This is a genomic window from Acinetobacter sp. LUNF3, from assembly GCF_022699605.1.
Taxonomy (GTDB): domain Bacteria; phylum Pseudomonadota; class Gammaproteobacteria; order Pseudomonadales; family Moraxellaceae; genus Acinetobacter; species Acinetobacter johnsonii.
This window is the reverse complement of the sequence record NZ_CP093968.1, coordinates 89,588-113,064: the sequence shown is the minus strand read 5'-3', so window position 1 is coordinate 113,064 and position 23,477 is coordinate 89,588. Positions and strand designations below refer to the sequence as shown.

The 23,477-nt window shown below is 40.3% G+C and carries 20 protein-coding genes; 11 read left to right on the top strand and 9 right to left on the bottom strand.

What is annotated here, in order from left to right:
- Positions 1-216: 216 nt before the first annotated feature.
- The gene (locus MN200_RS16645; RefSeq protein WP_004684300.1) at positions 217-339 is read right to left on the bottom strand and encodes a hypothetical protein; all 123 of its coding nucleotides are present in this window, start codon (positions 337-339) and stop codon (positions 217-219) included.
- 376 nt (positions 340-715) lie between these two features.
- On the opposite strand from MN200_RS16645, the gene MN200_RS00520 reads away from it, so the two are divergent.
- Positions 716-1,381, top strand: coding sequence for an epoxyqueuosine reductase QueH (locus MN200_RS00520; protein WP_058868643.1), 666 nt, complete (start codon positions 716-718; stop codon positions 1,379-1,381).
- Between the two features lie 2 nt (positions 1,382-1,383).
- On the opposite strand, the gene MN200_RS00515 is transcribed toward MN200_RS00520, so the two are convergent.
- Positions 1,384-2,778, bottom strand: coding sequence for a methylenetetrahydrofolate reductase C-terminal domain-containing protein (locus tag MN200_RS00515; protein ID WP_058868642.1), 1,395 nt, complete (start codon positions 2,776-2,778; stop codon positions 1,384-1,386).
- Positions 2,779-3,296: 518 nt separating this feature from the next.
- Between MN200_RS00515 and ribBA the strand changes: the two genes are divergently transcribed.
- Genes ribBA through MN200_RS00475 form a run of 8 tightly spaced genes read left to right on the top strand, consistent with a single transcriptional unit; the run spans position 3,297 to position 11,447 of the window.
- Positions 3,297-4,412: a bifunctional 3,4-dihydroxy-2-butanone-4-phosphate synthase/GTP cyclohydrolase II gene (ribBA, locus tag MN200_RS00510; RefSeq protein WP_058868641.1), complete on the top strand. Its 1,116-nt coding sequence runs from the start codon at positions 3,297-3,299 to the stop codon at positions 4,410-4,412.
- An 18-nt stretch (positions 4,413-4,430) separates the two neighbouring features.
- Entirely contained in the window at positions 4,431-4,901 is a 471-nt protein-coding gene (gene ribE, locus MN200_RS00505; protein ID WP_004684294.1) for a 6,7-dimethyl-8-ribityllumazine synthase, read from the top strand.
- A 4-nt stretch (positions 4,902-4,905) separates the two neighbouring features.
- Positions 4,906-5,361, top strand: coding sequence for a transcription antitermination factor NusB (gene nusB, locus MN200_RS00500; protein ID WP_004983920.1), 456 nt, complete (start codon positions 4,906-4,908; stop codon positions 5,359-5,361).
- Between the two features lie 12 nt (positions 5,362-5,373).
- Positions 5,374-6,291: a thiamine-phosphate kinase gene (gene thiL, locus MN200_RS00495; RefSeq protein WP_242759914.1), complete on the top strand. Its 918-nt coding sequence runs from the start codon at positions 5,374-5,376 to the stop codon at positions 6,289-6,291.
- A complete protein-coding gene (locus MN200_RS00490; protein ID WP_058868639.1) occupies positions 6,269-6,790 on the top strand; it encodes a phosphatidylglycerophosphatase A in 522 nt (173 codons plus the stop codon). The genes thiL and MN200_RS00490 overlap by 23 nt, the downstream gene beginning before the upstream one ends.
- A gap of 20 nt (positions 6,791-6,810) precedes the next feature.
- Entirely contained in the window at positions 6,811-8,175 is a 1,365-nt protein-coding gene (gene glmU / locus MN200_RS00485; RefSeq protein ID WP_242759912.1) for a bifunctional UDP-N-acetylglucosamine diphosphorylase/glucosamine-1-phosphate N-acetyltransferase GlmU, read from the top strand.
- A 12-nt stretch (positions 8,176-8,187) separates the two neighbouring features.
- Entirely contained in the window at positions 8,188-10,026 is a 1,839-nt protein-coding gene (gene glmS / locus MN200_RS00480; RefSeq protein ID WP_242759910.1) for a glutamine--fructose-6-phosphate transaminase (isomerizing), read from the top strand.
- Positions 10,027-10,079: 53 nt separating this feature from the next.
- Entirely contained in the window at positions 10,080-11,447 is a 1,368-nt protein-coding gene (locus MN200_RS00475) for a phosphomannomutase CpsG (protein WP_242759908.1), read from the top strand.
- A 104-nt stretch (positions 11,448-11,551) separates the two neighbouring features.
- Here the strand turns inward: MN200_RS00475 and MN200_RS00470 are convergent, their stop codons facing one another.
- From MN200_RS00470 to MN200_RS00445, 6 genes are all read right to left on the bottom strand, one after another.
- Positions 11,552-13,015: a capsule assembly Wzi family protein gene (locus tag MN200_RS00470; RefSeq protein WP_242760501.1), complete on the bottom strand. Its 1,464-nt coding sequence runs from the start codon at positions 13,013-13,015 to the stop codon at positions 11,552-11,554.
- A 112-nt stretch (positions 13,016-13,127) separates the two neighbouring features.
- A complete protein-coding gene (gene galE / locus MN200_RS00465) occupies positions 13,128-14,150 on the bottom strand; it encodes a UDP-glucose 4-epimerase GalE (protein ID WP_242759906.1) in 1,023 nt (340 codons plus the stop codon).
- 1 nt (position 14,151) lies between these two features.
- Positions 14,152-15,813: a glucose-6-phosphate isomerase gene (pgi, locus tag MN200_RS00460; RefSeq protein ID WP_242759904.1), complete on the bottom strand. Its 1,662-nt coding sequence runs from the start codon at positions 15,811-15,813 to the stop codon at positions 14,152-14,154.
- Positions 15,813-17,066, bottom strand: a complete 1,254-nt coding sequence (locus tag MN200_RS00455; RefSeq protein WP_179997123.1) for a UDP-glucose/GDP-mannose dehydrogenase family protein — start codon at positions 17,064-17,066, stop codon at positions 15,813-15,815. The genes pgi and MN200_RS00455 overlap by 1 nt, the downstream gene beginning before the upstream one ends.
- An 18-nt stretch (positions 17,067-17,084) precedes the next feature.
- Complete coding sequence (gene galU, locus MN200_RS00450; protein WP_242759902.1) at positions 17,085-17,960, bottom strand: UTP--glucose-1-phosphate uridylyltransferase GalU; 876 nt, start codon at positions 17,958-17,960, stop codon at positions 17,085-17,087.
- 128 nt (positions 17,961-18,088) lie between these two features.
- A complete protein-coding gene (locus MN200_RS00445) occupies positions 18,089-19,426 on the bottom strand; it encodes an undecaprenyl-phosphate glucose phosphotransferase (RefSeq protein ID WP_278189336.1) in 1,338 nt (445 codons plus the stop codon).
- A 302-nt stretch (positions 19,427-19,728) separates the two neighbouring features.
- Between MN200_RS00445 and MN200_RS00440 the strand changes: the two genes are divergently transcribed.
- Positions 19,729-21,156 (top strand): mannose-1-phosphate guanylyltransferase/mannose-6-phosphate isomerase, encoded by a 1,428-nt coding sequence (locus MN200_RS00440; protein ID WP_004684252.1) that lies wholly within the window; start codon positions 19,729-19,731, stop codon positions 21,154-21,156.
- Between the two features lie 33 nt (positions 21,157-21,189).
- Here MN200_RS00440 and MN200_RS00435 read toward each other — a convergent pair whose 3' ends face one another.
- Positions 21,190-22,341: a glycosyltransferase family 4 protein gene (locus MN200_RS00435; RefSeq protein ID WP_004684251.1), complete on the bottom strand. Its 1,152-nt coding sequence runs from the start codon at positions 22,339-22,341 to the stop codon at positions 21,190-21,192.
- Between the two features lie 130 nt (positions 22,342-22,471).
- Between MN200_RS00435 and MN200_RS00430 the strand changes: the two genes are divergently transcribed.
- On the top strand, positions 22,472-23,467 hold the full coding sequence (locus MN200_RS00430; RefSeq protein ID WP_242759898.1) for a glycosyltransferase family 1 protein: 996 nt from the start codon (positions 22,472-22,474) through the stop codon (positions 23,465-23,467).
- The last annotated feature ends 10 nt before the right edge of the window (positions 23,468-23,477 follow it).

Here is a 23,477-nt window from a genome sequence, read left to right as displayed (position 1 = left end):
TCTATCCAAATTGAGCAGGCTAAAGCGCTGAAAAAGCATACCGTGCTGACAGCAGAACTTCTCACCACCCTAATCTTCGGGCTTTTTTATGTTCCACGTGAAGCATTATGTAAATATCGAGTCAAAGTCACTTGTCTCTCAAACTGGTCAGAAGCCAAATAGAACATGTAAAAACAAAAAAGCTTCCGACTAGGAAGCTTTTTTTAAATCTTAGATTTAACCATCAATCGTGAGCTTTAAAATCTCAGCTTTGGTATAACCCCGTTCTTTTAAAAGATGTTGAATGGCTTTTTTCTCATCTTGATCTTCAAGAAATTTACAGCGTTGGATCAAACGCATATCGGTCTCATACTGAAAATTATGACGACACTCCAATTCCTTATTGGAAGGCGTAGTAAAAAAATGAAGCACAGCTAGATACTCTCTTTCATGCTGTTGAAGTGGCCCGCCTTCAACGAATACCTATCTAACACAACTGTTAAACACCCTTTGTGTAAATGATGACGAATCTCGCTCCATTATGCAAGTTTGGGCCTCTCAAATGTTCTCTCTCTACTCATCTACAGCGCTCAATACAGGTCTTATTCATCGCCCAAAGTCGATTTTAATCATGAAAATTCATCAGCTCATCCTGAGAATTCTTCATCCAATCGTCGTTGATCCGCTCGTTAGACGTTTTAAACTGTCTGGTTTAAATAGATAAAAATCATTCAATATGTCGAAGCTCGAACGTCAGAAACTTAGCCTCCCCACAGGTCATGACAAACTGCTCTTGCATTCCTGCTGTGCGCCTTGCTCAGGTGAAGTCATGGAAACCCTGATTGAATCGGGTATCGATTTTTCTATCTTTTTCTACAACCCCAATATTCATCCTGTAAAGGAGTACTTGATTCGTAAAGAAGAAAATATTCGCTTCGCAGAAAAACATCATATTCCATTTATTGACTGTGATTACGACACAGACAACTGGTTTGCACGTGCTAAAGGTATGGAAAATGAGCCAGAGAAAGGGATCCGTTGCACCATGTGTTTTGATATGCGGTTTGAACGGACAGCCTTATATGCGGCAGAACATGGCTTTAGCCTGATCAGCAGCTCTCTCGGTATTTCCCGTTGGAAGAATATGCAGCAGATCAATGAGTGTGGCCACCGTTCTGCTTCACATTATGCAGGCATTCACTACTGGGACTACAACTGGCGCAAACATGGCGGTGCGGTACGCATGCTGGACATCAGCAAACGTGAAGAGTTTTATCAACAAGAGTATTGCGGCTGTGTGTATTCACTGCGGGATAGCAACCGCTGGCGCATGAGCCAAGGCCGTGAACGGATCAAACTCGGACAAAAGTTCTATTCCAATGCCATGGATCAGGACTGCTGATTTTAGCCAGCAGCCTCCACATACCAATTTTTCCAAGAGCTGGTTCCTCGCACCGCAATCGACACGGTCGGAATCAGTTTTTCTTTTAATATCTTGGTTTGTCCAACGGCTTTGGCTAAGCGTGCTTTGATGGAGTGAATACATTCACGGTCACCAAATTCACAGCGGTCTAAGCTGGTTCCACCACAGGGCCCATTGGCCAAGCCTTTGGGGCAAGTTTCAGGGCAAATATACAAGGTCTCGCCTAAACGGCATTGACCACAACTCTCACAGCCCACCACCGCATGCTTACTCAAATGTTCTGTTTTCAGTAATGCTTGTTTGGCACGCGAGCGATCCCATACATTGAAATTAAAAATAAACCGCCCCACCCCTTTGGCCAGTTTAGATTCAAATAAAGCATCATGCATCAAATGCAGATGTTGGTACTTAATAATCTGACTCGATGTCGCAGGCCGTGAATAATAAGCCAGCTTTGGATGAAACTCTGTACCAGTTTGCACCTGCCAAAGCGTATTCCAAAGTTGTTCACACTCAGCAAAACTCAAGTGCCGATATTCTTCAATATAGCTTTCCAACAACAGTTGCTCTCCAGGCTGATGGCAAGCCGATAAATGCACCCCCGCAAAACCCAAATGTCGACACATTAGAATCTGTAATGCGCAGCGCACATAAACACGATCACTTAAACCTTGTTCTTTTTCCTGTTGCAACACCTGCAACATATGTGGGGTGATCACTATACCAGCCACTTTATGTTTCAGCATAAACTTAGCCCGTGCCAAGGTCAGTGGCATGACACAGGCTAAAATTTTCTGAGCATACTGATGCCGCGCTAAAAATGCATGCGCATCCTGTAAAGCAGCCATGTCATAGCCCAATTGGGTAATCACATAATCGGCCCCTGCTTTCATTTTTTTATGCAGTTTTAAATATTGCGCCTCTTTTTCCGCTTCCGCATATTTAAATGGATTAAACGCTACACCGATATGAAAACCGCCTTGGCGTTTGGCTTCCATGACAGCATTCACCGACTCCAAATAACGTGTTCGGGGTTCTAGGTCATGGCTATAGCAGTGCTGTTTTAATTTATCACCCGTTAAGAGCAACAAGTTCTTTTGACCCTGTGTTTTTGCATCTTGCAAAAACTGCTCAAAGTCTTGTATATCGCGAGCCTTCCCCGAAAAGTGAATGACTTTTTCAATCTCTTGTGGATACTGTTTGGCGACTTGCAAAGGCGCTTCATCGTCATCCGCATGTACCCGATCGGCCAGCGTCATAGCCGCAGGAAAGCCTGCAAATTCAGTTTTGACAGACCACTGGGCTTGGTGTGCGCTTAAGTATTCAACCAATACGCAAAATTGTTGCTGTGCAAAATATTGAGCAAGTAAGGACATCACAGGAGAAATAATCCAGAGGATTAAAAAAAAGAATTATAGTACAAATCAAAAATAGATGACGAATCGTCTGATTATTCACTACGGCATATTCAATATTTTTTGACTCATCCTCCACCCGATGAGTGAACGCAAATATCCACCCCGGTCTGATTCATTAGTTGCAGTACCCTGCTAAAACTGAACCTGATGGTCAAATTCAAAAAAGAAGGTACTCCAACGCTCAACCACACGCCGCCCATAGCACAACATTTGTCTAGACCACCTATTCACTAAGCCGATTGATCTATTTTCGATAAGATTGTTCTTTTTCATGCTTTTCAATCGCTTAAAGACTAAGTACATTTCAGCTTTTTAAAATAAAGGCATCTTTTCAAGCTGGGGCTGACTGTGTATAACAATGGATGACTCAAGGAAATGATTCGCACATAGGCAAAAGCCTGAAAAAAGCTTAAACTATGTGCCAATGAAAACAAATGATATGTCGTCCATGGCGACAACGATGAAGGTGAAGGTTGATGCCGCTCAATACCGTTGAAGAGCTAGTTGCAGATATCCGTGCAGGTAAAATGGTCATCCTGATGGATGACGAAGATCGTGAAAATGAAGGTGATTTAGTTATCGCAGCGACCCATGTTCGCGCAGAAGACATCAACTTTATGATCACCCACGCACGTGGTTTGGTGTGTTTAACGCTCAGCCGTGATCGCTGTAAACAATTGAATCTTCCATTGATGGTCGATGCCAATGGCGCACAACATGGCACCAACTTCACGCTCTCCATTGAAGCGGCAGAAGGGATTTCTACAGGGATTTCACCTGCAGAACGTGCGCATACCATTCAAACGGCAGTAGCGGCACATGCCAAACCATCAGATATCGTTCAACCCGGACATATTTTCCCATTGATGGCACAGCCTGGCGGCGTTCTACACCGCGCAGGTCATACCGAAGCAGGTTGTGATTTATCTCGCCTAGCGGGTCTAGAGCCTGCATCGGTCATCTGTGAAATCATCAATGAAGATGGCACGATGGCGCGCCGTGCCGATCTTGAAATTTTTGCTGAAAAGCATGGTTTAAAAATTGGCACTATCGCGGATCTGATTCACTACCGTATGACCAATGAGCAAACGGTTGAACGAATTGATCAGCAAAGCATTGATACCGAATATGGGACTTTTGACTTATATCGTTACCGCGAATTGGGCAACCCAGATATTCACTTGGCTTTGGTGAAAGGTGAACCAAAAGAAGGGGTAACCACCGTTCGTGTTCATGGTTTCAACCCTGTTCGTGACTTGCTTAAGTTCAATAAAAAGGACGGCGAGCCAGCATGGAATCTCGACAAAGCGCTGCAAGAAATCGCAAGTAGCGATCGTGGTGTTTTGGTTTGGATTGGTCAACGTCATTTACAAGACTTAGGTCCAGCCCTAGACAGCCTTACAGCACCAAAACCAACCAAATCCAATGCTGCTTTATCTCAGCAGTACCAAACCATTGGGGTGGGCGCACAAATTTTACGTGATTTGGGCGTAGAAAAGATGAAGCTTTTGAGCTCACCTTTACGCTTTAATGCACTCTCTGGGTTTAATTTAGAAGTGGTGGAATATATCACCGCACATCAAACAACTTAAAAAATCATCGAGGTTGCTATGGCAATTCGCCGTATTGAAGGTATGTTACATCTCGCTAGCGAAGGCCGTTATGCGATTTTAGTGGGTCGTTTTAATAGTTTTGTTGTCGAACATCTATTAGAAGGTGCAATTGATACATTGAAACGTCATGGTGTATCAGAGGATAATATCACTGTTGTTCATGCACCAGGCGCGTGGGAACTTCCTGTCGTGGCTAAAAAATTAGTGGCGTCTGAACGCTTCGATGCCATCATTGCACTGGGTGCTGTGATTCGTGGTAGCACACCGCACTTCGACTTTGTTGCAGGTGAATGTGCCAAAGGCTTAGGCGTGGTTGGCCTAGAATCTGGTCTTCCAGTGATTAATGGTGTATTGACTACGGATAGTATTGAACAAGCGATTGAACGCTCGGGTACAAAAGCAGGTAATAAAGGCGGCGAAGCTGCTCTTACTGCAATTGAAATGGTTAACTTGTTAAAGGCTATTTAACGCTATGTCGCAAACATTGCAAGCAACTTATGCAGCAAAACGTAAAGCACGTCGCTTTGCTGTACAAGGAATTTACGAATGGCAAATGAGCCACAATCCAGTCCATGAGATTGAAGCACGTACGCGTGTGGAAAATGCCATGCACAAAGTGGATCTGAGCTATTATCATGAATTGTTAACCCAAGTGGTTGCCAATCATGAAGCATTGGATGCGCTCTTAATCCCTGTGCTTGATCGCGAAGTTTCTGCGCTTGATGGCGTTGAACTTGCGACCCTTCGTTTAGGCGCATATGAACTCAAGGAACACCTTGAAATTCCATATCGTGTGGTTTTAGATGAAGCGATCGAGCTTGCTAAACATTTTGGCGGTGCAGACAGCCATAAATACATCAATGGTGTATTAGATCGTTTAGCAACAACTTTACGTGCAGCAGAAAAGCAACAAGCGAACTCACAGTAGTAGATTTGTTGTATGGCTGAGTTTTCGATCATTGATAGCTATTTTAATCGTCAAAGTCCTCATTCTGTCGATTTAGGCGTCGGTGACGACTCAGCCTTGCTCACCCCTCCTCCACAGCAACAATTGGTCATTTGTGCCGATACTCTCGTTGCTGGACGTCACTTCCCGCTTGACACCAGTCCCCATGCGATTGGCTGGAAATCTGTCGCTGTCAATTTATCTGATATCGCCGCAATGGGCGCGAAACCTCAGAGTATTTTACTGGCCTTGAGCTTACCCCAAATTGATCATGACTGGCTTAAAGGTTTTAGTCAGGGTTTATATGATTGTTGCGATCAATTTGGCGTCAGTTTAATTGGTGGAGACACCACCCAAAGCCCACATCTCACTATTTCCGTGACTGCACTGGGCTGGGTCGATATCGGTCAAGCCGTCACCCGCTCCGCCGCTCAAGTGGGTGATTTAATTTGTGTTAGTGGTACGGTTGGTGATGCCGCCTTCGCACTGCAACACTTGGGCCACCCTCTGCAAAAACGTTTGGACTACCCTACCCCACGCTGTGAACTGGGCCAAGTACTCAAAGGCTTGGCACATAGTATGATTGATGTGTCCGATGGCTTAGCACAAGACTTAAGTCATATCTTAAAAGCATCCCATGTGGGCGCGACCCTACAACTTGATCAACTGCCCATCAACACCGCTCTACAAGATTTAACACGAGAACAACAATGGCAATATGCTTTGGCGGGTGGCGATGATTATGAATTATGCTTTACAATAAGTCCGCAGAATTATGAAAAACTTTTGCAACAACAAAACCATACTAAGATCAACGTGATTGGAAAAGTTGACGCTCAAAGCGGTCTACGTTTTCAACAAAATGGCTTAGACCATTCATTGCAATTTACTGGATATCAACACTTTGCATAAGCCTCCTATCCTCTTTCGTCAGATGTCTGGGTATGACCGTTTCATCGTGTTTTGCGGTGTAGGTTTTGGCTCAGGACTAGCACCCAAAGCACCAGGAACATTTGGTTCAGCCTTTGCACTGCTGTTCGTCCCAATCTGGCTTGCAATTGGCTTATCGAACACCATTATTGCCATCATCTTCATGTCTCTGATCGGCATTTATATCTGTGGGCATACCGCCAAAGTCATGGGCGTACATGATGATGGACGTATCGTATGGGATGAGTTTGCTGGCCAGTCCATCACCTTTTTGCCTGTCCTGTATTTAGGGCAAATGAATTGGCTGTGGCTGTTGCTGGGTTTTATTTTATTTCGTCTTTTTGATGTGTGGAAACCGTGGCCAATTCGTGTCATTGACCAAAAAGTCGAAGGTGGTTTTGGCATTATGCTCGACGACCTAATTGCAGGACTATGGGCTGCACTTTGTATTTGGATTTATTTTTATTTCACTGTGGCTTAGGCCATTTTTAGGATTAGAACATGTCAACGACTGTTATTATTCTTGCTGCAGGTAAAGGAACACGTATGCGTTCTTCTTTACCCAAAGTACTACAACCACTTGCAGGACGTCCTTTACTTGGTCATGTCATCGACACTGCAAAAAAATTAAATGCAGCCAATATTATTACCATTTATGGGCACGGCGGTGCACGAGTTCAAGAAACGTTTACTCATGAAAAGATTGAATGGGTGGAACAAGCTGAGCAACTCGGAACAGGTCATGCAGTGCAAATGACACTCCCAGTCCTTCCGCAGGAAGGCAGCTCACTGATTTTATCAGGTGATGTACCTTGCATCTCTCAAAACACGCTACAAAAATTACTCAATGCAACTGCCGAGACAGGCATTGGTCTAGTGACTTTAACTTTAGCCGATGCAACAGGTTATGGGCGTATAGTGCGTGAGAATGGTCAGATTCAGGCGATTGTTGAACATAAGGATGCGACCACAGAGCAGCACCAGATTAAAGAAATTAATACAGGTATTTACTGTGTCAGCAATGCCAAATTGCATGAGTGGTTACCTAAACTCAGCAATAATAATGCGCAAGGTGAATATTACCTGACTGATATTGTAGCAATGGCCTTAGCCGATGGGATGCAAGTCGCATCAGTTGAGCCTGAACAAGCCTTCGAAGTTGAAGGAGTGAATGATCGTGTTCAGCTCGCCGCATTAGAGCGTCAATTCCAAATAGATCAAGCCAAAAAGCTGATGCAGCAAGGTGTGCATTTAATTGATCCTAGTCGCTTTGACCTACGTGGCAATTTAAAAGTGGGGCAAGACGTCCGCATCGATATCAATGTGATTGTTGAAGGCGAATGTGAATTCGGCGACCATGTAGAAATTGGTGCAGGTTGTATCATCAAAAACACCAAGATCGCAGCAGGTACAAAAGTTCAGCCGTATAGCATCTTTGATAATGCTATGGTCGGTGAAGATGCGCAGATTGGTCCTTTTGCCCGTTTACGCCCAGGTGCCAAACTGGCTGCTGAAGTGCATATTGGTAACTTCGTTGAAGTCAAAAACACCAGTATTGGCTTCGGTTCAAAAGCCAACCACTTTACCTATTTAGGTGATGCTGAAATTGGTACAGGCTCGAACATTGGTGCTGGGACTATTACCTGTAATTATGATGGTGCAAATAAATTTAAAACCATCATTGGTGATGCTGCATTTATTGGTTCCAACAGCTCATTGGTTGCACCTGTCACCATTGGCAACGGCGCAACCGTCGGTGCAGGTTCAACCATTACCCGTGATGTTGCAGAGAATAGTTTAGCGGTAGAACGCTCTAAGCAAGTTGAAAAAGAAAACTATCAACGTCCACAAAAGATGAAGAAATAAGAGGATTAGATTATGTGCGGTATTGTCGGTGGCGTTGCAGAACGTAGTATTACCAATATTTTAATTGAAGGTTTAAAGCGCCTTGAATATCGCGGCTATGACTCTGCGGGTTTAGCGCTGGTCAATCAAGGCCAAGTTTTACGTGAAAGACGTGTCGGTAAAGTTTCCAATTTAGAAGAAGCCGTTAATCAATCGGGTATTCTCGGTTCTCTGGGTATTGCGCATACCCGCTGGGCAACCCATGGTAAACCCACTGAAGATAATGCACATCCGCACATTTCTGGCGATGTTGCTGTAGTCCATAACGGTATTATTGAAAACTATCAAGAACTTAAAGATGATCTTGAAGCTTTAGGCTATGTATTTACCTCACAGACCGATACCGAAGTGGTCGCTCACTTGATTAAGGATGCCTTAAAGTCTACCCCAAGCTTGCTGGAAGCTGTGCAACAAGTTGTGCCTCAGCTTAAAGGGGCTTACGCACTGGGTATCGTACATACCGACCATCCGGATGAACTGATTACCGTGCGTGAAGGTTCACCTTTGGTGATTGGGGTCGGTATTGGTGAAAACTTTATCAGTTCAGATCAATTGGCTTTATTGCCTATTACCAATCGTTTTATTTACCTTGAAGAAGGTGATATTGCTCGTTTAACCCGCAATAGCATTGAAGTTTTTGTCGCTGGTCAACGGGTCGAGCGTCCAATCAAAGAATTAGATGCTGCTGTCAGCAATGCATCTAAAGGTGAATATAAGCACTACATGCTCAAAGAAATTTATGAGCAACCTGAAGCAATTCAACAAACCATTTCTCAAGCCCTAGATGGCAATGCACTGCGTGAAGACTTTCTTGCCAATGCAGTTGCTGATTTCCAAAAAATTCAGCAAATCCAAATCATTGCCTGCGGGACCAGCTACCATGCAGGGATGATTGCCAAATATTGGTTTGAACAACTGATTGATCTACCGTGCCAAGTAGAAATTGCGAGCGAATTCCGCTATCGCAGTCCTGTCATTGTCAATCATACGCTTTATGTCTGCATTTCACAGTCTGGTGAAACCGCTGATACTTTAGCCGCACTGCGTGATACCCAAAAGCGTGCTGCAGCAAAAGCTGCTGACATTACCACCATGACCATTTGTAATGTGGCAACATCATCTATGGTGCGTGAGACCAATCATAGCTTGCTTACACTAGCAGGTCCTGAGATTGGTGTAGCATCAACCAAGGCATTTACCACACAGCTTGCAGCACTCATGTTATTGGTCCTAAAAATTGGTACGATCAAGAAGAGCATTTCTGTACAGCATGTGGCTGAGATTACCGCCGGACTTTGGCACTTACCTAAAGTCATTTTAGATACTTTACGGAACGACGCTGAAATTCTCCGCCTCTCTGAACTATTTGTAGAGAAACAGCATTGCTTGTTCCTTGGTCGTGGAACTCACTTCCCAATCGCACTCGAAGGTGCATTGAAACTAAAAGAAATTTCTTATATTCATGCAGAAGGCTATGCCGCAGGTGAACTTAAACATGGTCCGCTCGCTTTAGTCGACAATGACATGCCTGTGGTCATTCTCGCACCGAAAGATGACATGCTCGATAAACTCAAATCGAATATGGAAGAAGTCCAAGCCCGTGGTGGTGAACTCTTTGTCTTTGCCGATGAAAATAGCGGCATTAAAGCCAAAGACCGTCAGCATGTGGTTTATGTACCAAGCATTAGCCCAATACTGGCGCCTATTGTTTATAGCGTTCCCGTACAGCTCTTGTCCTATCATGTTGCTGTACTTCGAGGAACCGATGTCGATCAGCCTCGAAACTTAGCTAAATCTGTAACTGTTGAATAATAACGTTTAAAGGGCTGACTTCCAGCCCTTTCATTTTTAAATAGGGTAATAAAATGACTTTAACCTGCTTCAAAGCCTACGACATCCGTGGAAAGCTTGGCACAGAACTCAATGAAGATATTGCATATAAAATTGGTCGTGCTTATGGGCAAATTTATCAACCAAAAACAGTTGTGATTGGTGCCGATGTTCGTCTAACCAGTGAAAGCCTTAAACAAGCAACCATTCAGGGTTTAAATGATGCAGGCGTAAATGTTCTTGATCTGGGTATGACAGGTACAGAAGAAGTTTACTTTGGCGCATTCCATTTAGATGTCCAAGGTGGTATTGAAGTAACGGCCAGCCATAACCCTATGGATTACAATGGGATGAAACTGGTTCGCGAGAACTCACGACCAATTAGTGCGGATACAGGTTTAAAAGAGATTCAAGCCCTTGCTGAATCAGGCAACTTTATCGACGCTACTCAAAAGGGGCTTGTAGAAAAATACAATATCCTACCTGAATTTGTAGATCACCTCATGACCTACATTGACCCGACTAAGATTCGCCCAATGAAACTTGTCACCAATGCAGGTAATGGTGCAGCAGGGCATGTGATTGATGCGATAGAAGAAAAATTTAAAGCATTAAATATCCCAGTCGAGTTCATCAAAATCCACCATGAAGCTGATGGCAATTTCCCAAATGGAATCCCTAACCCTATTTTAATTGAAAACCGTGATAGCACCAGCCAAGCAGTACTTGAACATGGTGCAGATATGGGGATTGCTTGGGATGGGGACTTTGACCGTTGTTTCTTGTTTGATGAAAAAGGTCAATTCATTGAAGGTTATTATATTGTTGGTCTCTTAGCACAAGCCTTTCTACTCAAACAAGCAGGTGAAAAGATTGTGCATGACCCTCGTTTAACCTGGAATACATTAGATATTGTTGAGAAACATCAAGGGATCGCCGTCCAATCTAAATCAGGCCATGCATTCATTAAAGATGTAATGCGTGAGCACAATGCTGTATATGGTGGTGAAATGAGTGCCCACCATTACTTCCGTGATTTTGCTTACTGTGATAGTGGTATGATCCCGTGGTTATTGGCTGTTTCTGTACTCTCTGAAACAGGTCAATCTTTATCTTCATTGGTTGAGGATATGATTGCAAAATTCCCGTGCTCAGGTGAAATTAACTTCAAAGTTGCCGATACACAAGTCACCATTCAAAAGATCTTTGATCATTTTGCTGACCAAAATCCAGTGATTGATCAAACTGATGGCGTGAGTTTAGATTTCGGTATTTGGCGTCTAAATGTACGGGCTTCAAATACTGAACCACTATTACGCTTAAACATTGAAAGCCGTAAAGACCAAAATCCACAACCAATACAAGACTATGTGGATGAATTAACGCAGTTGATTCAAGGTTAAATTGTTCTGCATGCTAATAAAAAACCATTCAACTTATCATATAGGTTGAATGGTTTTTATTTTTAGCTGAATTCCCGATGGGTTCTCTAAAAACGGACAGCTTATTAAAATAATGAGCGATCCAATGGAATTTCAACCCCTAAAGACACGCCACTATCTCCACCATACACGTCAGAGTCACTGACCCAACCACTTAATTTCAACGGCGTATTCGGACGAAGATAATGTGTCCACGTTAAATCCAGAGCTTTGATTTCATCTTTTTGTGGAAAAGCATGATTGATTTCAAGTCCTGACTGATTCACTTTTGCCAACAAGATGCGACCATTTAAACGATTCATTTTATCGAAACGAATATCCCCACCTAAACTATACATCTGACCATCACCGCCCAGAGCGTGACCTAAAGGGAATCCATGTTGGTAGTAACCATCTGTATAATTATGATGATTATATGAATAACCCCAAACATCACCATTGGTACGTGTATCTGCCCATTCAGTATAAAGCTGGAACGGCATATTCTTCACTTGTGAGGAATAATCGAGTCCTGCCAAATACATTTTCCGAGATGGCAATAAACCTGATTCATCTTCACCGACAAACTGCCCATACAAACTCAATGGAACTTTAAACCATTGTTGTAGATTTAAACGCGCATCTAGGCCTGCAATTTGGTTTGAGGCATTCCCCTCTCCAGTACACCCACTATCATCACATTCGTTATCTTTACCAATAAAAGCATTCCAATAGGCTTTGAAACTATCAGGTTGACCTTGACCATCTATTTGGAATGTACGTGATGCACCCAATTCAAGATAAGGTAAAGGTTGGGCTGTTAAACGCATTCCCAAGAGATTTGTATTTGGCACGGCCTCATAATCATCTAAGCGGCCAGCAAAAACTTGATACTGCCAAGGGCCAATCCAAGACAACCATTTCGTTTCAAATGCCTTTTGCTCAGCGCGTTGCATTGTAAAACCGTATACTGGACGACTTGCATCCCCTCGAATTAGACTACCATCATGTCCAGGCCCCCAATAGGTCGGAATCTGCCCTGCAATCAACCATTGATTCCACAACTTTCCAGCTAAATATGACCCTTCAACATTCACATCATGCCCATTATCAATAATAGGGTCTTTTTCAGCATTAATACGCAGTCTTGCATCCCATTGCGCCCCACCAGCACTGAACTCAACAGCCGCTTGATATTGTGATTTTTGTTCATCTGCAAAATGTTGCGGTACATTTTGGGGATCAGATTCAGCATATAAACTGGCTTTGGCCGTTGTATTTTCCGCACTTAAAGCAGCTTGCACGGAGTCCAAGACTTGCTGCTGAACTTGATTATCAATCTTTGCATTAGATAAAGCACGTTGTATTTCATCACCACTTAAAGGCCATGTAGACGTGCTAATTTGAATCACACCTTGTTGATTTAACCAATTTAAATCAGTTCGTAAGTCTTCATTATTTAAAACAATTCCTTGTGCAATTGCTGGCAAAGAAAGTGCAGATAAAACCGCAAGTGACAAAAATCTAATACTTTGATATCTCATAAATATTCTTCATCTAAGTTCATTTTTAAAAAACATCATAGCGATGTTTTTTAAAATAAGGGAATAAATACATGATTGTTTGCATAATCAATACATGACAGAGTTTTAAAATATTGTATCAGTCCTGCATAAAACCATTTGGATTTTGCTTTTGCCAGTTCCAGCTATCAACCAGCATATCTTCTAACCCAAATTTTGGCTGCCAACCTAATTCAGCAACCGCCCGAGCATTATCAGCAAACGTTGTTGCAACATCCCCTGCCCGACGTGGCGCATACTCAAAAGGAATATGCACATTATTGACTTTCTCAAAGGTATCCTTGATTTGCTGTACAGAAATTCCATTGCCTGTACCAATATTCCAAACACGGCAGCCTGTATGATTCAGTCTGTTCTGAATCGCCAACACATGTGCACAAGCCAAATCAACAACATGAATATAATCCCGCACCCCTGTACCATCTGGGGTATCGTAATCATGACCAAATATTGACAACTTCTCACGTCGCCCTACGGCAACCTGAGTCACAAATGGCATTAAATTATTTGGAATTCCATGTGGATCCTCTCCAATTTGGCCACTTTTATGGGCGCCAACAGGATTAAAATAACGCAGCAAGGCAATGGACCAAGTAGCGTTTGACTCGGCAAGCTTTTGTAACATTTGCTCAACGATCAACTTGGTATAGCCATAATTATTGCTTGGCATTCCTGTTGGCATATCTTCACTTAACGGTGATATATTTTTTTCATCATAAACTGTTGCTGATGAACTAAAGACCAATTTAAACACTTTGGCACGAATCATCGCTTGAACAAGATTAATCGAACCTGCAACATTATGATCAAAGTAAGCATGTGGAATGACCTGACTTTCGCCAACTGCTTTTAAACCAGCAAAATGGATGACCGCATCAATCTGATGCTGTGCAAAGATCTGATCTAAAATCTGCGCATCGCGAATATCACCTTGGATAAAAGTTAAACTTTTATTTGCTAAAACTTGAACTCTCGATAATGACACTTCCGAGCTGTTTGATAAATTATCCAATACAACAACTTCATGTTGAGCATTCAATAATTCCAAACAAGTATGTGAACCAATATAACCAGCCCCACCAGTGACTAATATTTTTGCCATTTTATTTTCCAAGTAAAATATCTAATAGACCACGGGTAGAGCTATCAAAATCAACATAATCTTTTTCTGTACCAGTCAAAATTGGAAGTACTTGATTCGCAATTTGTTTACCTTTTTCAACACCCCATTGGTCAAAAGCATTGATATTCCACAAAACAGATTGCACAAATACTTTATGTTCATACAACGCAACCAACATACCTAAGGTATAAGGATTCAGTTCTTTAAGCAAAATAGTTGTACTTGGCTGATTACCCTCATATTTTTGATAATTCTCTAGACCCGCCACCTCTTCAGCATCAAGTGCCTGATTACCAAAGGCCAATAGTCGAGACTGAGCCAAACAGTTTGATAGCGCTAAATGGTGTTGATCAATCAATGCATTGGCATTTTTTACATAGGTAAATTGGTTCGCAGCATAGCGATTAACGGGTGCAATAAACTCACAGCTCACTTTATGCGCACCTTGGTGTAACAATTGATAAAAAGCATGCTGTGCATTTGGACCCACTTCACCCCAAACGATAGGACACGTCTCTAATTCAACTTTTTGACCATTACGCTGAATCGACTTACCATTTGACTCCATCTCAAGCTGTTGTAGATATGCCGAAAAATACTTTAAACGACCATCATAAGGTAAAATAGCCTGCGTCTGAATGCCTAAGAAGTTATGATTCCATATCCCTAAAATCCCCATAAGAACAGGAATATTCTGGCGTAAAGGGGCATTTTGGAAATGCTCATCAATTGCATGAGCACCTGCAAGTAAGCGCTTAAAACCATGTACACCGATATTTAATGCAATCGGCAAACCAATACACGACCACAAAGAGTAACGACCGCCGACCCAATCCCAGAGCAAAAACTGATTATGGCTGGCTATACCCCATTCCGTCATTTTCTCTGGCTTAGTTGATACGCCAATAAAATGATGCTGATCTACCGCTTCTGATTGGCCCAATTGCTTTTCAAGCCATTGGCGTGCAGTTTGCGCATTATAAAGTGTATCAATCGTTCCAAAAGACTTTGATGAAATAATAAATAATGTCGTTTCTGGGCGTAATTGATGCAATAAATCTGAAAGTTGGCTACCATCCATGGTAGATACGAAATGCATTTTCAGTGGTTTGACTGTATTGACTTTAAAATCAGACAGAGCGTGACTCACCATTAATGGCCCTAGATCAGACCCACCCACACCAATATTGACCACATCTTGTATAACTTCACCCGTTGCACCACGGTACTGACCCGCATGAATTTTCTCAACCAATGCATACATTCGCTCTAATTGCTCATGTACTTTGCCTGCTAATTTAGGATGCTGCTCATCATGTTTCGGTAAACGAAGCGCCCAATGCATAGCTGCACGCTGTTCTGTATAGTTAATTTCTTCTTCTGAAAATAAACGTTTCGTCCAAGTGGGAAGATCCCGAACTTGTAAAAAATCAATCAATGCACTGATTACAGACTCATCAACACGATGCTTACTAAAATCAAAAGTGATTTCATCATATTGAACAGAAAAATGCTTAAATCTTTGGTCATCTTCGGCAAAAAAAGTATTTAAGTGCTTCTGGCCAATGGTTTTACTTAAGTGTTGTAAATGTTCAAGTGTTGTTGCTAGCGTTTTTTTAGGAAAAATAGTTAAATTTATCATTATCTTCCTACTCCCATATATGCAAAACCCTGACTTTTAACATAATCAGGTTGATAAATATTACGTCCATCCAAAATCAAAGGATGGGCTAATTTAAGTTTTAATTGCGTATAATCAAGTGACCAATATTGCTTCCATGCAGTTAGAACACATAAACCGTGTGCCTGATTCACCGCGTCATACTGATCTTCACATAAAATTAAATTATCACGTTCACCATAAATTGTGTGTATTTCTTCTAAGGCCTGTGGATCATGCAAACGAACCGTCACACCTTGTGCCCACAGTGCAGCCAGCATCGGATGAATAGGTGAAAAACTGGTACTTGAGGTATGTTGCTTAAAAGCAGCCCCCCAAATCGCAATCGTTTTTCCAGCTAAATTTCCATGAAAATAATTCCACAACTTGCGAAAAAGAAACTCTTTTTGTTGCTCATTGATATCCCAAACTTGTCCCAACAGCTGACTTTTTGTTCCAGTATTACTGATGGTATTTGATAGAGTCAAAATATCATGTGAAAAGTTTTCACCACCAAAACCTGCACCTGAATATAAATACGATTCACCTATCCGACTGTCTGCTGCCATTCCATCTCGAACATGGGCAATATCAATACCCAACTTTTCAGCAACATCTGCCAAATCATTCATATAACTGATACGAGTCGCCAACATGCCTGAAATACTGAGTTTGGTAAATTCAGCATCTAAAACAGGCATAAATAAATATTGTTGCTGGCGTGGAAATAAAGGTCGCAACATTTCCTCTAAGTCACCCTGTGCTTGTTGGTCAGCACAGCCAATAATCACTTTAGAGGCACTCGTCACACTTTTAAAAGCTTGACCTTCCTGAATAATATCAGGGAAATAAACCCAATGATCTTTTGTTAATACGGCTTTTAATTTTTCTGTACCATTAAGACCAAAAGTAGAGGCATTAATCATCAATTTAGGATGAATAATCGTTCGCATTTTTAATTTCTGTACAACATCAAGTGCCTCAGCCTCTTGAGTTGGATTGAAACTAAAAAAATACGCATCAATGTCCAAGGGAAGAGCTGCAAAATTACAATAACTTAGAAAACCACTTTGATATTGTTTTTCTAAAGCACGAACAACATCTTGATCTCTAAGATTGAATAGCGCTGTATGGTCTTGTAAATCATTACAAATAAAGACCTGATGTCCACTCTCTGCAAGTAATGATGAGATAACACCCGCATACAGTGTTGTACCAAACATTGCGATTTTCATGGCCCATCCCTCTTTTTTTTATAACTCTAACTCTTTAATCAGTGCTTTAAACTCATCACCTAACTTGGGATGGTCAACACCATAATGTAAAACTGCTTTCAAATAGCCAATTTTGCTACCACAGTCGAACGTTCGTCCTTTCATGCGATATGCTTCAACAGGCTTTGATTGCTGTAGCATTGCAATCGCATCTGTCAATTGAATTTCATTCCCAGCACCTTTCGGTGTTTGTTCTAATAAAGTCATAATCTGTGCAGGCAATACATAACGCCCAACAACAGATAAATTTGATGGTGCAGTCCCAATAGCTGGTTTTTCTACAATCCCCTGCATAATGATGCTTTCACCCTCTGCAGGAGTTTCAGCAACATCGACTATACCATATTGATCAACCATACTCTCTGGAACGGATTCAACCATAATCTGTGCCGCTTTTGAAACATTGTAGCGCTCAATCATTATGTTCAAATCATTACGCTCATCAGTCTCTTTAACCAGAACATCAGGCAAGAGCACAGCAAAGTCATCATCACCAACAATAGACTTCGCACATAAAACAGCATGGCCAAGCCCTAAAGGTTGTGGTTGGCGTACACTAACAACACTGATATTTTCAGGTAAAATTTCGGTAATTTCTTTAAGTAAATCAAACTTCTTTTTTTGTTCTAATGTCGTTTCTAATTCAAAGTTACGATCAAAATAGTTTTCTATAGATGCTTTCGATGAATGTGTGACTAAAATGATTTGCTCAATCCCAGCAGCTACTGCTTCTTTGATAACATACTCAATTGCCGGGCGGTCTACCACCGTAACCATTTCTTTAGGAATCGCTTTACTTGCAGGCAAGAATCGGGTACCTAGTCCAGCCACAGGAAGAATCGCTTTTTTAATCATCGAAGATACACTTTTTTATCAAAAAATTATTTATTAACACTACACTATTTTTTATTTCAAAATGTTTAAAAATAGTGCAAACAACCCAAAGTTTCTATAAACGTATCAAATATTGAAAACACAAATATTTAATATGCAGCTTTATTAATGAAACCCTTAAACACCGTTAAAAATATAATTTTAATATCCAATAGAAGACTCCAAGTTCGGATGTATTCCAAGTCACATTCAACACGCTTTTCCATCTTATCCAGAGTATCTGTTTCCCCACGCCACCCACGAATCTGTGCTAAGCCCGTAATACCAGGTTTCACTTTATGTCTAAGCATGTAGCCCGTGATTAGTTTGCGATATTCTTCATTGTGCGCTGCTGCATGTGGACGCGGACCTACAACAGACATACTGCCTAATAAAACGTTAAAAAATTGCGGTAGTTCATCTAAAGATGTCCGTCTTAAAAAACCACCTATTGGGGTCAACCGAGGGTCATTTTTAATGGCCTGAGTTACTTTAGTTCCATTTTCCATGACATTCATACTTCTAAATTTGTAAACTAAAATCGGCTTTCCATTTAAACCATAACGCGTCTGCTTAAAGAAAACTGGACCTTTAGATGTTAATTTAATAGCAATTGAAATGCCAATTAAAATTGGAGAAATCAACAATAAAATAACCAGTGAAAAACAAATATCTTCAATGCGCTTCAATAAAGTATTAATACCTGTTAAACGAGTATCTATAATTGGAATAATCGGCGTACCATTAATATCCTCAACACGCGAGTATAAAAAGTCATGCGAGAACAACTCAGGAATAATAACTGTTGAACATGTAGTATCTGCTAAAGACTTGATAACTTGATCCGCTTGTTCAATATTATCTTGATTGATCACAACATAAACCTTATTAATTTTTTGTTTGTCAACAATCTCCATCGCATCATCAAGTCCACCAGAATAAACAAAGCGGTCATAGTCCTGTCTAAATGAGAACACACCTATTGGGTTAAAACCTGTCCATTCGGAGTCTTTTAAATCTTGAAAAAGCTTAAGTGCTTTATCAGAATCACCGAGGATAAGCACATCATTAGCGCGAATAAAATACTTAAAAAACAATGCATAAGATAAACGTATAGCAATACGCAGCACAGACATGATGAAAACCACACTCAAAAAGTAGGTGAATATCACTTGTGCATTCATCTTGCCTAAAAAGAGTAAAATAGGACCAATTAAAGCGACACTAAAAAAAACATTTTTCAAACAAAAAATAAGTTCATTAAATAGACTAACGCCACGCCATGAGCGATAAAAATCGGTTAAGCCACCAATGAGCTGAAATAAACTAACTACACTCAAAAACATTAAAAGCGTTCTATTATCTATAGGCATATTATTTATTTTAGAAATAAAATAAAAGCCCAAATAAATTGCTACAACATCACAAAAACGTTGTAATATTGACACATATGATGCGTGTAACCTTGAAGCCATTTTTTGCCTATTAAGAATTGTTATCAGACTTATTAAAAGCTAAATCTTTATAAAGAATAACTTTTTTGGATATTCTTCATCAATAAAAATATCCTAACCCTATAATTAAAATGGAATAAAATATATTATTATTGTAGCAATAATTCAAGTTTTATCTATAATTGTTTAATCTAAGTAAAAATTCATCACTATTTTGTTGTTTTTACAAAACAATATTCGATTTTTCTTAGAAAAACCATATAAATAGCACATGAAACACAAATAAGAGATTTTCAATGATACCTGTAATTTTATCTGGTGGTTCTGGTTCACGACTTTGGCCGTTGTCTCGCTCAAGCTATCCAAAACAATTTTTACCAATCACAAACGAAAGAACATTATTCGAACTTACTCTAGATCGTATTTCAAACCTAAATGCATCTTTAATTAACTTTCAAAATCCTATCATTGTAACCAATGAAAATCATCGCTTTATTGTTGCTGAACAACTTCGCCAACAAAAAATGACAGCTAAAATTGTGTTAGAGCCTGTTGCAAGGAACACAGCTCCCGCAATTGCAGCCGCTGCAGAATTTGCGCTGTCTTATGGTGAAGACCCCATTCTCCTCATTCTTGCCGCCGACCATGTTATTCAAGATCAAGAGGCATTTAATCAGGCCATTAAAGTTGGCTTAGCAACTGCCGAAGCTGGAAAAATGGTTACTTTTGGTATCGTGCCCAATTCACCAGAAACAGGTTATGGTTATATTAAAGTAGCAGATTCTATTCACACGGCGGGGAAACCTCAAGCTTTCAACATAGAAGGTTTCGTCGAAAAACCGAATTTAGTGACTGCACAACAGTATCTAGCTGATGGCTCTTTTCTCTGGAATAGTGGCATGTTTATGTTTAAAGCATCTGTTTATCTAAAAGAATTAGAAAAGTTCAATCCAGCTATTGCTAGCAATGCGAAAAAATCAGTGAATGAAAGCAAAATTGACCTCGATTTTGTCCGTTTAGGTCAAACAAGTTTTGAACAATGCCCTGAAGACTCCATAGATTACGCTGTTATGGAAAAAACAGATAAAGCTGTTGTCATTCCTTTAAATGCCAATTGGAATGATGTTGGAGCTTGGAAAAGCGTATGGGAGGTCAGCAAAAAAGATGCTTTAGGCAATGCATTACGCGGCGATACCATCATCCACGATACTCAAAATTCACTGGTATACGCTGAAAGTCGTTTAGTGGGTGTTTTAGGTCTAGAAGATATTGTCGTCATTGAAACATCTGATGCCGTACTTGTCGCACATAAAAATAAAGTTCAAGATATTAAGAAAATTGTAGAAATATTAAAAGCACAGCAAAGGACTGAGGTCGACTTACATAGAAAAGTATATCGACCATGGGGTAATTACGATTCCATAGACAGTGGTGACCGTTATCAAGTCAAATGTATTGTTGTTAACCCAGGGCAGAAACTTTCACTACAACAGCATCATCATCGTGCAGAACATTGGATTGTTGTCAATGGGACTGCAAAAATTCATAAAGGCAAGGAATCATTCCTTCTTACAGAAAATGAATCTGTATATATTCCTTTGGGAGAAATTCATGCACTGGAAAACCCAGGAAAAATTCCTCTCGAACTAATTGAAGTACAATCTGGTTCATATCTTGGAGAAGATGATATTGTCCGATTCGAAGACTTATATGGTAGATGTTAAATTTTATACGCCTAGCAACTGCTAGGCGTATTTTTATAAAGTGCTCATTTCCTCTTGCTTCATTTGCCATTTACTATGTACATAAATTTCTAGCTCTTGCTCAAATCGCTGATTTGAAAATTTCAAAGCATTAGTACGACAATTTTCTGGTAAATACAAATTCTCATTTTTTTCAAAATACTCAACCGCAGTAATTACGCTAGGGACATCTTGCTTTTGAAAAAAAGTTCCTGTCGGATGCAATCCAACCTCACAATTCACTGTTTCAAGTGCCCCACCTTTACCAAAAGCAATCACGGGTGTGCCGCATGCTTGAGACTCAACAGGTGTAATACCAAAATCTTCTTCCGCTGCAAATACAAAGGCTTTAGCGCGCTGCATATGATCTTGCATCACGCTGTTCGGTTGATACCCTAAAATTTCGATATTAGATGTCGCTTTAGACTTGATTTTTTGCATATCTGGGCCATCCCCAATCACGACCAATTTTTTATTGGGCATATGAGAAAAAGCTTCAACAATTAGATCAATTTTCTTATAAGGCACCATACGTGAAGCGGTAAAGTAAAAATCATCTTTGTTTTCACGTAGTGTAAAACGATCTGTATCTACAGGTGGATAAATCACATCTGCATCGCGGCCATATACCTTATGAATACGACGCGCAATAAATTTAGAGTTTGCAACAAAGTGATCTACCCCATTGGCGGTGCGGTAGTCCCACATCCGAATTTTGTGTAATAACCAACGTACAATAATGGCTTTTATGCCCTTGGTGAGCCCCAACTCACGTAAATACTGATGCTGTAAGTCCCATGCATAGCGTATAGGCGAGTGAACATAGCTAATGTGCAGTTGGTCGGGCCCCGTAAGCACACCTTTGGCTACTGCATGGCTACTCGATAAAATCACATCGTAGGCAGAGACATCTAACTGCTCAATGGCTAAAGGCATAAATGGAAGATAATTGCGGTATTTTGTTTCAGCTTTAGGAAATTTTTGAATAAATGTTGTTTGGGCGTGTTTACCTAAAAAATGCTGTCGACTTTCATCGCTTAAAAAATCAATCACAGCAAATAGATCTGATTTTGGGAAAACTTTTAATATTTCAGTCATTACGCGCTCAGCACCCGCATAGGTGACAAGCCAATCTGCAACTAAAGCTGTTTTTGGTTCTGTTATCATAGGAAGCTCTTACTCATCCATAATTTTGTAAAAAAATTGAATTTTTGAAGTTAGCAAGTATATACCATTTATATTCCGATAGGATTTCATTATAATTCGAGGTAATTAAAATCTCGTTTAATAAAATTGTATGTTAAATCAACAAAATAAAGTAATTTTCGATACACGTTGGTTTGGAGAGCATGGTATCGGGCGTTTTGCGACAGAAGTTTATGACGAAGATTTCTTTCAGCCAATAAAATTAAAAGGCAACCCTGTATCAATTTTTGATGTTATTAAGCTTACTATATATTTGTTTTTTAACAAAAACTTCTTTTTTTCACCTGGTTTTAATGCACCTTTTTTCTTTTTACATCGAACAGCAATTACTATCCATGATCTCAACCATATAGATGTAGATGCCAATACATCCTTTTTAAAGAAACTCTATTACAACATTGTTCTTAAGAGGGCATGTAGAAAAGCTGCACTGATATTTACCGTCTCTGAGTTTTCAAAAGGCAGAATTGTAGACTGGTCGGGTATCAATCCAGATAAGGTGAAAGTAGTGTATAACGGTGTATCGAGTGCTTTTCATCAAGATGTGCAGCCCTACCTACCGGGTTTTCCGTATATTTTCATAGTGGGTAATCGAAAGCTACATAAAAATGAAGACCGAGCTTTAAGAGCTTTTGCACAGGCAAATATAGATAAAAATATCTATGTTTTATTTTCGGGTAAACCTTCTGATCAATTAGCAAATACAGCGAAAGAGCTTCAAATTGAAGATCGAGTTAAGTTTCTCGGACGATTAAGTGAAGATGAACTAGCATCAACCTACAAAGGTGCGCTTTGCCTACTTTTTCCATCACTTTATGAAGGTTTTGGACTTCCTGCAATTGAAGCAATGGCATGTGGGACACCTGTAATTACATCGAATACAACAGCATTATTTGAAATAGGAAATAATGAGACACTCCAAGTTAATCCCGAAAATATTAAAGACATTTCAACAAATCTTGAAAAAATTATTGTCAATAAATTACTTAGAGAAGAATTGATAAGTAATGGACTTAAGATTGTACTTAAATATGACTGGTCAACTTCAAAGAAAAAACTTAGTTCAGAATTAAATCAAAGATCTTAGAAATTTTACT